Genomic DNA, 14,221 nt, shown 5'->3' on the forward strand with positions numbered 1-14,221 from the left:
TCGCAAATTCTTTTTGTGATATTTGACCTATATAGATGAATGACAAATGGAAGATCCCCGCCTGTTATTTTGGTAAATGAAGGCGATTTTTGGGATATTACAAGTTCAGAGTCGAAGTTCTTTTGTAGTATATCACAAAAGCTTGCTAATATTTGATGGTATGGATCTGTCATTTCGAATAACAAAAATATGATTTATTGCAAACAAAGTGTGGTTTTCGATTGAATTTTAATGCTTACCTTTGTTCTTCAAAAAAAATAAAAGTATGAAACTTCCAATTGTGGCTTACGGAGATCCAGTATTACGTAAGGTAGCAGATGAAATAGATGAGGATTATCCAAACTTGAAGCAATTGATTGCTGATATGTTTGAAACCATGTATGCAGCAAATGGTGTTGGGCTGGCTGCCCCACAGGTAGGTTTGCCTATTCGTCTTTTTGTAATCGATGCAACTCCATTTGCAGAAGATGTTGAAGAAGAGAAAGAGATATTGCGCTCTTTTAAAAAGGTATTTATCAATCCGATCATGGTTGAAGAAACAGGTGAAAAATGGGCTTTTAGCGAAGGTTGTTTAAGCATTCCTGATATTAATGAAGAGGTGATGAGACATCCGAATATTAAGATTAATTATTTGGATGAGAATTTTGAGGAACATGAGATTGACTTGACTGGTTTAGCGGCACGTGTTGTACAGCATGAATATGATCATATCGAAGGTAAATTGTTTACTGATAAATTGTCAACGTTAAAGAAAACAATGTTGAAAGGTAAATTGGATACCATTTCTAAAGGTATGATTCGTGTAGGATATAAAATGAAATTCCCTCTCCAAAAGAAAAAGCGCTAACTCTATTAACGCTTTTTCTTTTATTCTCTAGTTTTATTTATCCACCGACTATGGGAAGAGAGAATTTATATTTGACAGCTAAGATGCGCACTACAAATACTAAAAGTGCACTCAGAAATGCATTTATGCTTTCATTTACACCAAAAAAAGGTAGCGTCACAAAAAGAATTGCTCCCGATAGGCAAGCTGTCGCGTATATTTCTTTTCTAAAAATTAGCGGATTTTCATTCATCAGTGTATCTCGTATCACTCCTCCCATTACGGCTGAAAACATCCCTAATATGACTGCTGCAATCGTAGAGCTTTCGTAAGTTAATGACTTTTGTACACCAACGATGGTAAAAAAGGCAATACCCATAGCATCAAAAAGGGTCAAAGTTCGAGAAAATTTATCGAGTTGATCATTGAGTATAGCAGAAAGAAATACGCCTATTAATATAGCAATTAAGTAATTGCCATCATCAACCCAAATAGGTCGAAGGTTTAGAAAAACATCTCTTAAAGACCCTCCTCCTATAGCGGTAACGAAACCGGTAAAGGTTGCTCCGAAAATATCAATTTTTCTACGATTTGCGGCCATAGCTCCTGAAATAGCAAAAAGCATCGTACCTAATAAATCAGTATAATATATATAATCGGTGCCTGTCATTTATCCGCATTGAATGATTTAACTATTTGTCTGTAAAGTTATGATTTTTTATAAAAAAAATATGTTTGTCATATTATAGTCGATTTGCCAATTAAGTTACTAATAATCAGTATGGTATAGCTGTATTGATTTCATGTTCTATACTTTCTCTTTCTCTACTCATCTATAAGGCACGCGATATCTGATTATTTATCGAGTTAATACATCTGTTATACTCTATTGGGGAGTAATTATATCTATAATAGGAAAAAGGTATTGCGGTCTTCTACAAAATTATATCAAATGATATAGGGATTCCTCCCTTAGAAGTAATACCAACTACATATCAAATTCTGACCAACTTCGTATTTAATACCGGTATAGTAGGGGGATAACAGGGGGTTTATAGGGGGTTAGTAGGGGTATACCCCTACTAACCCCCTATAAACCCTAAGTAATGTCTGGTGTATTCCCCATTTAATAGTGAAGTTGGTATCTAGTTGGTCAGAATTTGTCTTTAAGATCTGGTATATATTGTAAAGTAACGGAGGGATCGAGTGATGTGACGCATTAACCAAGTAACGAAGTGATGAAGTGACGAAGCTAAAACAGTAACGAAGTGACACATTAATTAAGTAACATAGTGATGTAGTAACCTAGTAACGCAGTAACCGAGTGATCAAGTGACCAAGTAACGGAGTGACGAAGTAACCGAGTAACGCAGTACTTGTATGATGATCCCATACCAATCAACAATGTGATCCATAGCAAAAGCTAATCCATATCCGACCCAGCATGATCATCAGGCGGCATCCAGATAAATTATCGGTCACATTTCTAGCCCTTTACCGTGTCGCGGTAAACTATTTCCGGAAAACATTAGGAAGTGAAGGATAAAAGTTCCTATCTTTGCACCACTCCGCAAGGGAGGAACGTCCGATCCGAGAGGGGAAGCACTGAAAAAAGAAGGGTTTAATTTAGTTTAAACGCAGAAACGAAAGGAAAACAAAAAAATAAATTTTCACATTTATTTTGGAGATACCAAAAAGATTTCTACCTTTGCAGTCCCAACGGAAACGAAGGGAAAACAAACAAGACCGATACCGGCGCAATGCCGACATCATATAAAGCCGAAGCGAGATGCGGGAGCGAAGAAAGTTCTTTAAAAATATAATCATGTAACGTAACGAGTAGTGTTGAGAAACAACGAAAGTTAAAAAAATCAACCTGTTCAATTTTAGAATTAGAAATAAAATACAAGACAATTCTATTTATTATAAATAGTCTTGATCTTACACTTCATTTTACAATGGAGAGTTTGATCCTGGCTCAGGATGAACGCTAGCGGCAGGCCTAATACATGCAAGTCGGACGGGATTCAGGGAGTAGCTTGCTACAAACTGATGAGAGTGGCGCACGGGTGCGTAACGCGTGAGCAACCTACCCATATCAGGGGGATAGCCTCTCGAAAGAGAGATTAACACCGCATAACATCATTTACCGGCATCGGATTATGATCAAATATTTATAGGATATGGATGGGCTCGCGTGACATTAGCTAGTTGGAGGGGTAACGGCCCACCAAGGCTACGATGTCTAGGGGCTCTGAGAGGAGAATCCCCCACACTGGTACTGAGACACGGACCAGACTCCTACGGGAGGCAGCAGTAAGGAATATTGGTCAATGGAGGGAACTCTGAACCAGCCATGCCGCGTGCAGGATGACTGCCCTATGGGTTGTAAACTGCTTTTGTCAGGGAATAAACCTTTCCACGTGTGGGAAGCTGAATGTACCTGAAGAATAAGGATCGGCTAACTCCGTGCCAGCAGCCGCGGTAATACGGAGGATCCAAGCGTTATCCGGATTTATTGGGTTTAAAGGGTGCGTAGGCGGTCCTATAAGTCAGTGGTGAAAGACGGCAGCTTAACTGTCGCAGTGCCTTTGATACTGTAGGACTTGAATCTATTTGAAGTGGGCGGAATAAGACAAGTAGCGGTGAAATGCATAGATATGTCTTAGAACTCCGATTGCGAAGGCAGCTCACTAAGTTAGTATTGACGCTGATGCACGAAAGCGTGGGGATCAAACAGGATTAGATACCCTGGTAGTCCACGCCCTAAACGATGATAACTCGATGTTTGCGATACACAGTAAGCGTCCAAGCGAAAGCGTTAAGTTATCCACCTGGGGAGTACGGTCGCAAGATTGAAACTCAAAGGAATTGACGGGGGCCCGCACAAGCGGAGGAGCATGTGGTTTAATTCGATGATACGCGAGGAACCTTACCCGGGCTTGAAAGTTAGTGAATGATCCAGAGACGGATCAGTCCTTCGGGACACGAAACTAGGTGCTGCATGGCTGTCGTCAGCTCGTGCCGTGAGGTGTTGGGTTAAGTCCCGCAACGAGCGCAACCCCTATGTTTAGTTGCCAGCACATTAAGGTGGGGACTCTAAACAGACTGCCAGCGTAAGCTGTGAGGAAGGTGGGGACGACGTCAAGTCATCATGGCCCTTACGTCCGGGGCTACACACGTGCTACAATGGATGGTACAGCGGGCAGCTACATAGCAATATGGTGCTAATCTCTAAAAGCCATTCACAGTTCGGATTGAGGTCTGCAACTCGACCTCATGAAGTTGGATTCGCTAGTAATCGCGTATCAGCAATGACGCGGTGAATACGTTCCCGGGCCTTGTACACACCGCCCGTCAAGCCATGAAAGTTGGGGGTACCTAAAGCATGTAACCGCAAGGAGCGTGTTAGGGTAAAACCGATAATTGGGGCTAAGTCGTAACAAGGTAGCCGTACCGGAAGGTGCGGCTGGAATACCTCCTTTCTAGAGCATTCAGGATTGAAGCTCGTTACGTACACACATGGTTTATATAAGAAACAAACAAGAGACAAAACATTTGAAGAAATGTGCCCATCCCTGATTGGATGGTCCAGAGAGATAGAAAGATAAGCTAGTCCCGTAGCTCAGTTGGTTAGAGCACTACACTGATAATGTAGGGGTCAGCAGTTCAAATCTGCTCGGGACTACCAAAAATACACGGGGAATTAGCTCAGCTGGCTAGAGCACCTGCCTTGCACGCAGGGGGTCATCGGTTCGACTCCGATATTCTCCACAGGTTTGCCCGGACGCTAAGATACTGCGTTCATATACAGGCATACAAAGAGTTCTTTGACATATTGAAAGAAAAAAAATTACAAGAGAAGACAACAGTAGAGACAATACTGTGGTGTGTCTGATGTATTATGAAGACCCTCGGTCAAGGCCGAACGGATTAATGCGTAGCACCATGGTTATATATATCAAAAAGCAACCCATAGTAGCAAAAGGGCTATGAGGTGAAGAAAGTAAATAAGGGCACACGGGGGATGCCTAGGCTCTCAGAGGCGATGAAGGACGTGATAAGCTGCGATAAGCTTCGGGGATTAGCAAATGTGAGATTGATCCGAAGATTTCCGAATGGGGCAACCTAGCATACTGAAGGTATGCTGTAAAATACGCGAACGCGCTGAACTGAAACATCTAAGTAGGCGTAGGAGAAGAAAATAATAATGATTTCCCAAGTAGTGGCGAGCGAACGGGAAAGAGCCCAAACCAACTTTGTTACGGCATGGTTGGGGTTGTAGGGCTGCGAAGTGGCATTAGCAAACAGAAGTGGAATGGGATGGGAAGCCCAGCGATACACGGTGATAGCCCTGTACACGTATAGAATGCTAGCCTAGCAGTACCCTGAGTACCGCGGGGTCGGAGACGCCCTGTGGGAATCTGTCAGCACCATCTGATAAGGCTAAATACTCCTGAGAGACCGATAGTGAACTAGTACCGTGAGGGAAAGGTGAAAAGAACCTCGAACAGAGGAGTGAAAAGAACCTGAAACCGTGTGCTTACAAGCGGTCGGAGCTGGCAGGTCCAGTGACGGCGTGCCTTTTGCATAATGAGCCTACGAGTTACTCTTGTCTGGCAAGGTTAAGTGGTTCAGCCACGTATCCGAAGCGAAAGCGAGTCTTAATAGGGCGCATAGTCAGATGAGGTAGACGCGAAACCTTGTGATCTACCCTTGGGCAGGTTGAAGTTGCAGTAACATGTAATGGAGGACCGAACCGATAAACGTTGAAAAGTTTCCGGATGACCTGAGGGTAGGGGTGAAAGGCTAATCAAACTGGGAAATAGCTCGTACTCCCCGAAATGTTTTTAGGAACAGCGTCGGCATGGAGTCTTATAGAGGTAGAGCTACCGATTGGGTGCGGGGGAGTCAAATCCTACCAAATCCAGACGAACTCCGAATGCTATAAGATATGGCCGGCAGTGAGGCTTTGGGTGCTAAGGTCCAAGGCCGAGAGGGAAAGAACCCAGACCATCAGCTAAGGTCCCTAAATATACGCTAAGTTGAACTAACGAGGTCCGATTGCCTAGACAGCTAGGATGTTGGCTTGGAAGCAGCCATTCATTTAAAGAGTGCGTAACAGCTCACTAGTCGAGCGATCGGGCGTGGATAATAAACGGGCATCAAGTGTATTACCGAAGCTATGGATTCATACTGAAATATGTATGTCTGGTAGGGGAGCATTCTATTTACGGCGAAGCGGTCTGGTAATGGTCCGTGGAGTGGATAGAAAAGCAAATGTAGGCATAAGTAACGATAAGGCGGGTGAGAAACCCGCCCACCGAAAGACTAAGGTTTCCTGATCAACGCTAATCGGATCAGGGTTAGTCGGGGCCTAAGGCGCATCCGAAGGGAGTAAGCCGATGGACAACTGGTTAATATTCCAGTACTTTTTATAACTGCGATGTGGTGACGGAGTAGTGACACTGCCGCGAACTGACGGAATAGTTCGTTAAAAGGCGTAGGTATAGGGACGGTAGGCAAATCCGCCGACCCTGCTGAAACCCAATAGTACAGCAAAGCTTCGGCGGCGCTGATAGAGCAGGTAAACAGACTTCCAAGAAAACCCGCTAAGCTTCAGGTTATAAAAACCCGTACCGTAAACCGACACAGGTAGTCGAGGAGAGAATCCTAAGGTGCTCGAGTGAATCATGGCTAAGGAACTCGGCAAAATGGCCCTGTAACTTCGGGAGAAGGGGCGCTTCCTCCAGCAATGGAGAAGCCGCAGTGAAAAGGCCCAGGCGACTGTTTAACAAAAACATATGGCTTTGCAAAATCGAAAGATGAAGTATAAGGCCTGACACCTGCCCGGTGCTGGAAGGTTAAGAGGGGATGTCATCGCAAGAGAAGCATTGAATCGAAGCCCCAGTAAACGGCGGCCGTAACTATAACGGTCCTAAGGTAGCGAAATTCCTTGTCGGGTAAGTTCCGACCTGCACGAATGGTGTAACGATCTGGGCGCTGTCTCAGCCATGAGCTCGGTGAAATTGTGGTATCGGTGAAGACGCCGATTACCCGCAACGGGACGGAAAGACCCCATGCACCTTCACTATAGCTTAACATTGGAATTGGGTACAGGATGTGTAGGATAGGCGGGAGATGTTGAAGTGGCTTCGCCAGGAGTCATGGAATCAACCTTGAAATACCGCCCTTTCTGTATTCGGTTTCTAACTCGGTTATGCCGAGGACATTGTTTGGTGGGTAGTTTGACTGGGGTGGTCGCCTCCAAAAAGGTAACGGAGGCTTTCAAAGGTAAGCTCAGTACGCTTGGTAACCGTACGCGGAGTGCAATGGCATAAGCTTGCTTGACTGTGAGACCAACAAGTCGAACAGGGTCGAAAGACGGACATAGTGATCCGGTGGTTCTGTATGGAAGGGCCATCGCTCAAAGGATAAAAGGTACGCTGGGGATAACAGGCTGATCTCCCCCAAGAGCTCATATCGACGGGGAGGTTTGGCACCTCGATGTCGGCTCGTCACATCCTGGGGCTGGAGAAGGTCCCAAGGGTTGGGCTGTTCGCCCATTAAAGTGGCACGCGAGCTGGGTTCAGAACGTCGCGAGACAGTTCGGTCCCTATCTGTTGTGGGCGTTGGAAGTTTGAGTGGATCTGTCCTTAGTACGAGAGGACCGGGATGGACTGACCGCTGGTAAACCAGTTATGCCGCCAGGTGTACGGCTGGGTAGCTACGTCGGGAATAGATAAGCGCTGAAAGCATCTAAGTGCGAAACTAGCCACGAGATGAGACTTCCTTATAGGGCCGTAGTAGACTACTACGTTGATAGGTTGCAGGTGTAAAGGTAGAGATATCATAGCTGAGCAATACTAATCACCCGAAGCTTTCTCAAGCAACGCAGACACTGTTGTCTTCCTCTTTTAGTTTTTCTTTCAATTGTCTATAGATTAGTATGTTGGATGGGATATTGTATATTTCATTCTTATGACTAATAAAAACATTTTAGGTGCCTATATCGGCGGTGTCTACCTCTTCCCATTCCGAACAGAGCAGTCAAGCCCGCCAGAGCCGATGGTATTGCCGTAACAGGTGGGAGAGTAGGTCGGTGCCTTTTTTTATACAGAAGCCCTTGCTAAACAGCAGGGGCTTTTTTGTGCGCTAAACTTTTTCTGTCTTTCGGAAGCAGCATATCCCAATAGCGCTGCTTCCGGAACCATGCCGATGCAGCTCCATCTCCCCCCTTTCCATATGTCCATGCCTTTGTCTGTGGAACTGTTTCTGATAAAGCTTACTTGCTATAGGATCAGTTTCGCTTCTAAGTTTTGTGGCAATCTGATATCAGATGTTGATATTTTGCTGTTAACGGATAGGATATAGGAATAGATGTGTTATCACTTATTGGGAAATTGATCTAAATTCATTATTCTCCTATATGATTTTATAAATTGCAGCTCTTCTAGTCTGCTCTAATCTGATATTACTTGAGCATATCATCGATTATTCTCTCAATAACTTCTTATGAAGACACCCTGGCGTTTATGATGAGATCTGATCATAGGGTTTGTATAGCTATCATGATTATATTATCTTGCTTCATATCGTCTATTATTTCCTCAATAATTTTAATTTGCAGGGAGAGTGTCGTAAGTAAATGGATTTTCGACTCCTTTATTGAATTGATTATCTTGTTCTATTTTTATTCAAGTTGTAAGATGCTCTTCAAGTATTATGAAATTAATTATTTGCATTCTTAATTTTAACTTTTTGCAATAGATTTACTGATTTCACTTATTGATTTTCCTCGTAGATTGGGCTGGTATTATATACGAATCATTTCCTTATTCTAGTAAAATAAAACCGATTTTAGCAATTTAAAGGGTCATTATCCTAGTTTTTAGTCGATAGTTTGCTGCTAAATTTTTATTAATAAAAATTTATTTCTCAGTTAATCAGTGATTTATTGTTTAAAGTGAAAAATAAATTTGACTTTATTAATTTTCGATGTATATTTGCATCACAGTAAAACAAAAAGGTGATACCTTTTCGGGGTGTAGCGTAGCCCGGTATCGCGCCACATTTGGGATGTGGAGGTCGTAGGTTCGAATCCTGCCACCCCGACAAAAAAGCTCTAACTTTAGTTAGAGCTTTTTTTTGTGTCTTTATTTTATACTTTCAATATGATGAAAAGCTTTGCGTAATCTATTTTCGATATAGTTGCTTTCTTCAAATTCTGTTGGAGCGTTGAATAGTTTGGAACCCATCCCTACAGCAGATACTCCAGCTTGAAACCATTCCGTCAGGTTTTGTTCTTCTAAGGATACTCCTCCGGTAGGCATAAACTTGAGTGATGGAAATAAAGGTTTAATTCCCTTTAAAAAATTTGATCCTAGTGCATCCCCTGGAAAAAGCTTTACTAGCGGGGCTCCTAGTTCTTCGGCAAGTGCAATTTCTGTAGGCGTCATACAACCGGGGATCCAAAGAATATGATGTTTTAATGTAACTTCCGCTATTTCTGGTTTAACAATGGGGCTAACAATAAATTCTGCTCCTATATCTAGGAAATCGAGGGCTTGTTGTTTTGTCTTAATTGTTCCAATTCCTAACTTTAAATCTTGGAAATGTTGATCTCGGTAGTTTAATAGTTGTTTGAAATTGTTAAAAGCTTCTGGACCTCTGTTAACGAATTCGAAAACACGTATCCCTCCGCTGTAACACGACTTTAAAATCTGGATACATTGATCGATATCGTCATGATAGTAAACGGGGATAATGGGAGAACTTTCAATCTTGGATAGGATAGTCTGCATGTTAATTATGATAAGTTGATGAAATCACCTTTGTTGAACAGTTTTTTAAAGCCTAGTTGAGTGGCTGTGTCAATAATTTCTTGTGAAGATTTATTTTCATATATAGCTGCAATTAAGCCTGCCATAAATGCATCTCCACTACCAATTCGATCGATGAGGGTATTTGTTTCTAAGATATCGCTTATTTTATTTTCTGATGGATTGTGATAAGTACCATAGAATAAATTATGATTGGCATTATCCATAAATCGAAAAGTATTAGCAACGTGCTTACATTTCGGATATTTTTCAAATATCTCTTGAGCAACTACACGAGCATAATCGAAATATTGGTCCACTGATGTTGAACGGGAAAATTGATCATTGATCGATGTTCCAAGCATTTTATTTTCAGCCCAGATATTGCCCATAATCACATCGCAATATGAAACTAAATGTGGCATAATGTCAAGAGGTTGTTTTCCATATTGCCATAATCTACTTCTATAATTTAGATCAACGGATATGGTTATTTTCTTTTCATGTGCCATTTTTAATGCTGTTAACATGAGATCTGCTAATTCGCTATTTAGTGCCGGCGTTAGGGCTGTCCAATGAAACCAGGAGCAATCCTTAAATAGATCATCCCAATCGATATCACCAGCTTTTAAAGTGGAAAAAGAGGAATGATTTCGATCATATATTACTTCTCCACTTGTTAAACCATTTGCTGATTGTAAAATGTAAGAACCTAAACGTTCCCCTCCAAATATAAATTTGGAGGTATTGACATTACGTTGATTCAAGATGTTCAGTATTTCTTTAGTTAGCGCGTGCTCAGGTGCAGCTGACACATAAGCACTAGGAATCGATAATGATGCTAGAGCAACCGCTACGTTGGCTTCAGAACCACCAGGATAAGCGTATACAACAGATTGGTCGGTATTAAAAAAATGTTGATCCTTTGCTTGCAGTCTATATAGAATCTCTCCAAAACAAAGGACTTTGTTATTATCCATAAGTTATAAGTTTATAGTTCTAAAGTAGTGTAAATAATTGTATTTATATAAGATTTATGCCCATAATTTCGAAAACGTTTTAGTAAATAAAGTTTTAAGGAAGTTTCTTTCATAATTAATTATTTCCTAAAATTGGTAACTTTAAATCTAACAATTATAAAATGGGGATATTGGATACATTTTCTTTAAGGAATCACGTCGTTGTGGTTACAGGTGCTACTGGTGTACTTGGGAAAGCTTTTGTAGATGCTTTAGCTGAAGCGGGTGCTAAGATTGCAGTACTTGGACGCAATACAGAAAAACTGCAAGAGCGGGTTGAAGCTATTGAAGCAAAAGGTGCTGAAGCTTTGGCGATACAAGTGGATGTGTTAAATGAGGAGGATGTGATAAGAGCCAAGGATGAAATATTGGCAAGATGGGGTACTATTAACGGTTTAGTAAATGCCGCTGGTGGTAATATTCCAGGCGCAACTATTCAACCAGATCAAAATCTTTTTGATCATGATGTTAAAGATACATTAAAAGCAATTGAGCTTAATTTATATGGTACAATTATACCGACACATATTTTTGGACGTGTGATTGCAGAATCGGGTAAAGGTTCTATTATTAATATTTCTTCTTTGGCTGCCAGTAGACCAATAACTAGAGTTTTAGGTTATACCGTTGCCAAACATGGTGTCGATGGATATACCAAATGGATGTCCGTTGAACTGGCTTTGCGTTATGGAGATAAAGTGCGCGTCAATGCGATCGCCCCTGGTGTCTTTTTAACGGAGCAAAATCGAAATTTATTAATGGATTCAAACGGTGCGTATTCTGATCGTGCTCAAAAGTTTATTAATGGAATGCCATTTCAAAGATTAGGGGAGCCAGATGAATTAAAAGGAACTTTAGTTTACCTCTTAAGTGATGCTTCGGCTTTAGTGACTGGTGAAACAATCTTTGTTGATGGTGGTTTTAATTCATGGTGTGGTGTTTAATAAATAGAGATGAATAAACTTGAACAAACTTGGAGATGGTATGGGCCGAATGATCCCGTTTCTTTAGTCGACATAAAACAGGCTGGTGCTACAGGTATTGTAACGGCATTACATCATATTCCACATGGTGAGATTTGGCCAGTAGCAGATATTTTAGAACGTAAAAGTGTGATTGAGGAGGCTGGATTAGTCTGGTCGGTTGTAGAGAGTCTACCTGTTCATGAGGCAATAAAAACTGCGAATCAAGAGGCTGCATACTACATGCGCAATTACATTCAGTCACTGGAAAACCTGGCGAAATGTGGAATCCAAATTATAACCTACAATTTCATGCCGGTTTTAGATTGGACGAGGACACAATTAGATCTATTGATGAAGGATGGATCCAAAGCGTTATATTTTGATTGGATAGATCTAGCCGTATTTGATATTTATATTTTAAAGCGTGTGGATGCCAGAAGGGATTATTCGGATGAAATATTAGCCGAGGTGGAACGAAAATTTGCTTCGTATTCGCCATCTGATTTAAACGCATTAACTCAAGTTGTTTTAATGGGAATTCCTGGAGAAAAAGATCTTACACTTGAAGATTTAAATAATAGCATTGCTATATATAGTGAGATTGGTCGAGAAGGTTTATTGCGCAATTTATTACATTTCTTGTCGTCAATCGCTGAAGTTTGTGAAAGTAGCGGAATAAAAATGACCATTCATCCTGATGATCCTCCATATGCAATTTTAGGTCTTCCACGAATTGTGAGTAATCAATCCGACTTGGAGGCCATCTTGGCAGGTGTTAATAAGCCTTTTAATGGAGTGTGTTTTTGCACGGGATCTCTTGGTGCAAGCCAGTCAAATGATGTCGTATCGATATTGGACAGGGTTAAAGACCGGGTTTATTTCGCTCACCTAAGAAATGTGAAAAAGGATCGTATGGGCAGTTTCTATGAAGCAGATCATTTGGATGGAGATGTCAATATGCATGCTATTATGCAGATTTTGGCTGCTGAAAATCAGAAACGGATTCGACCAATTCCGTTTAGACCTGATCATGGTCACCAAATGTTAGATGATTTAAATAAAGTAACTAATCCAGGGTATTCTGCTATAGGACGCTTAAGAGGGCTTGCAGAGCTTCGAGGTTTAGAATATGGGATTTTAGGTGAATAAAAAGAGAAGCATGTCGAACTTTATTAATGATAACTTTATTTTGCAATCGGATATCGCGCAACAACTCTATCATAATTATGCTAAAGACCTTCCGATTATAGATTACCATAATCATCTTCCTCCTGATCAAATATGCAGTAACCACCAGTTTGAAAATTTGACCCAAATTTGGTTATATGGCGATCATTATAAATGGCGAGCAATGCGAACTTTGGGAATTGAGGAGAAATATATTACTGGACAAGCTTCAGATTTTGAGAAATTTCAAAAATGGTCAGAAGTAGTTCCTCAAACAGTGAGAAACCCTTTGTATCATTGGACGCATATGGAACTTAATAATCCATTTGGTATCCATGAATTGTTAAACCCGTCTAATGCAAAGGATATTTATGCGCAAACGAAAGAGCAGCTCAAAGGTGCTAACTTCAGTACACAAAATTTGCTGACTCGATTTAATGTGGAAATGGTGGGGACAACGGATGATCCCATTGATCATCTAATCTTTCATAAGACATTAAATGCAAACGATGACTTTAAGACAAAGGTTGTCCCGACGTTTCGTCCGGATCAAGTGTTTCAATTATCAAAAGGAGATAAATTTCGATCCTATCTTCAAAAATTGTCGGACAGTTCTGGTACCCAGATATACCACATCGATTCCTTGCTCGAAGCGCTAGAACAGCGGATCAATTATTTTGACGCTTTAGGCTGTGTAGCTTCCGATCATGGATTGAAATACTTGCCAAAGAAGGGTAGCTTTAAGTTGACAGAAGTAAATGCTGTGTTTGTCGATGTACTCCATGGAGATGATACAAGGGCTTTGGAGTTTGAAGATAGCTTTACTTTTTATGTTTTGAATGAATTGTGTAAAAAATATCATGATAAACAATGGGCGCAGCAGTTCCACCTGGGACCGTTGCGTGATACAAATAGGGGAAAATTAGCTGTTTTGGGTGCTGATACGGGATATGATTCGATTGGAGACTTTAAGCAAGCGGAACGAATGGCAGATTTTTTTAATGATCTCGATACAACAGACCAGTTGGCAAAGACGATTATTTATAATATCAATCCTGCCGATAATGCTGTATTTGGTACCATGATCGGTAATTTTCAGGGAGAGGGTATAAGAGGAAAAATTCAATTTGGTTCAGGCTGGTGGTATCAAGATCAGCTGGATGGGATGACGCAACAAATCAATGCGCTTTCTAATTATGGCTTGATAAGTTGTTTTATAGGTATGCTGACAGATTCGAGAAGTTTCTTGTCTTATTCTAGACATGAATATTTTAGAAGGTTGCTCGCTAATATCTTTGCTGAAGATATTTTAAAAGGCTACTTACCTCATGATATTGATATGATCGGAAAAATTGTTGCTGATATCTCTTATTATAATGCTGCTGAATATTTTAAAAAGTAGTGTACTAATTTGTTTTAAGA

At 41.0% G+C, this 14,221-nt stretch carries 8 protein-coding genes, 3 tRNA genes and 3 rRNA genes; 10 read left to right on the forward strand and 4 right to left on the reverse strand.

Going from position 1 to position 14,221, the window contains the following annotated elements:
- The first annotated feature begins 265 nt into the window (after nt 1–265).
- Complete coding sequence (gene def, locus MUB18_RS05015) at nt 266–847, forward strand: peptide deformylase (RefSeq protein ID WP_045755166.1); 582 nt, start codon at nt 266–268, stop codon at nt 845–847.
- Nucleotides 848–884: 37 nt separating this feature from the next.
- On the opposite strand, the gene MUB18_RS05020 is transcribed toward def, so the two are convergent.
- Nucleotides 885–1,496, reverse strand: a complete 612-nt coding sequence (locus MUB18_RS05020; protein WP_045755165.1) for a trimeric intracellular cation channel family protein — start codon at nt 1,494–1,496, stop codon at nt 885–887.
- A gap of 1,285 nt (nt 1,497–2,781) precedes the next feature.
- Here MUB18_RS05020 and MUB18_RS05025 point away from each other — a divergent pair.
- From MUB18_RS05025 to rrf, 5 genes are all read left to right on the forward strand, one after another.
- Nucleotides 2,782–4,311: ribosomal RNA gene (locus MUB18_RS05025) — 16S ribosomal RNA — on the forward strand.
- Nucleotides 4,312–4,440: 129 nt separating this feature from the next.
- Nucleotides 4,441–4,517, forward strand: a tRNA-Ile gene (locus MUB18_RS05030).
- 9 nt (nt 4,518–4,526) lie between these two features.
- Nucleotides 4,527–4,600, forward strand: a tRNA-Ala gene (locus tag MUB18_RS05035).
- 226 nt (nt 4,601–4,826) lie between these two features.
- Nucleotides 4,827–7,715 (forward strand): 23S ribosomal RNA (locus MUB18_RS05040).
- 110 nt (nt 7,716–7,825) lie between these two features.
- Nucleotides 7,826–7,937: ribosomal RNA gene (gene rrf / locus MUB18_RS05045) — 5S ribosomal RNA — on the forward strand.
- Together the 16S, 23S and 5S rRNA genes with 2 tRNA genes alongside form the textbook arrangement of a ribosomal RNA operon.
- Before the next feature lies 1 nt (nt 7,938).
- Here the strand turns inward: rrf and MUB18_RS05050 are convergent.
- Nucleotides 7,939–8,079 (reverse strand): hypothetical protein, encoded by a 141-nt coding sequence (locus tag MUB18_RS05050; protein WP_248755150.1) that lies wholly within the window; start codon nt 8,077–8,079, stop codon nt 7,939–7,941.
- 788 nt (nt 8,080–8,867) lie between these two features.
- Here MUB18_RS05050 and MUB18_RS05055 point away from each other — a divergent pair.
- Nucleotides 8,868–8,941, forward strand: a tRNA-Pro gene (locus MUB18_RS05055).
- A gap of 41 nt (nt 8,942–8,982) precedes the next feature.
- Here MUB18_RS05055 and MUB18_RS05060 read toward each other — a convergent pair.
- Together MUB18_RS05060 and MUB18_RS05065 are read right to left on the reverse strand one after the other, a co-directional pair.
- Nucleotides 8,983–9,630, reverse strand: a complete 648-nt coding sequence (locus tag MUB18_RS05060; RefSeq protein WP_248755151.1) for a bifunctional 4-hydroxy-2-oxoglutarate aldolase/2-dehydro-3-deoxy-phosphogluconate aldolase — start codon at nt 9,628–9,630, stop codon at nt 8,983–8,985.
- 5 nt (nt 9,631–9,635) lie between these two features.
- Entirely contained in the window at nt 9,636–10,628 is a 993-nt protein-coding gene (locus tag MUB18_RS05065; protein ID WP_045752113.1) for a sugar kinase, read from the reverse strand.
- A 161-nt stretch (nt 10,629–10,789) separates the two neighbouring features.
- Here MUB18_RS05065 and MUB18_RS05070 point away from each other — a divergent pair, with 161 nt between their 5' ends.
- From MUB18_RS05070 to uxaC, 3 genes are read left to right on the forward strand one after another with little or no spacing between them, the layout of a single operon-like run.
- The gene (locus MUB18_RS05070) at nt 10,790–11,611 is read left to right on the forward strand and encodes an SDR family oxidoreductase (protein ID WP_045752114.1); all 822 of its coding nucleotides are present in this window, start codon (nt 10,790–10,792) and stop codon (nt 11,609–11,611) included.
- A gap of 9 nt (nt 11,612–11,620) precedes the next feature.
- Nucleotides 11,621–12,781 carry a mannonate dehydratase gene (uxuA, locus tag MUB18_RS05075; RefSeq protein ID WP_248755152.1) on the forward strand — a complete coding sequence of 387 codons (1,161 nt, stop codon included), beginning with the start codon at nt 11,621–11,623 and terminating at the stop codon, nt 12,779–12,781.
- 10 nt (nt 12,782–12,791) lie between these two features.
- Nucleotides 12,792–14,201: a glucuronate isomerase gene (uxaC, locus tag MUB18_RS05080; RefSeq protein WP_248755153.1), complete on the forward strand. Its 1,410-nt coding sequence runs from the start codon at nt 12,792–12,794 to the stop codon at nt 14,199–14,201.
- Nucleotides 14,202–14,221 lie beyond the last annotated feature (20 nt).

Origin of the sequence: Sphingobacterium sp. PCS056 (assembly GCF_023273895.1) — a bacterium.
GTDB lineage: Bacteria > Bacteroidota > Bacteroidia > Sphingobacteriales > Sphingobacteriaceae > Sphingobacterium.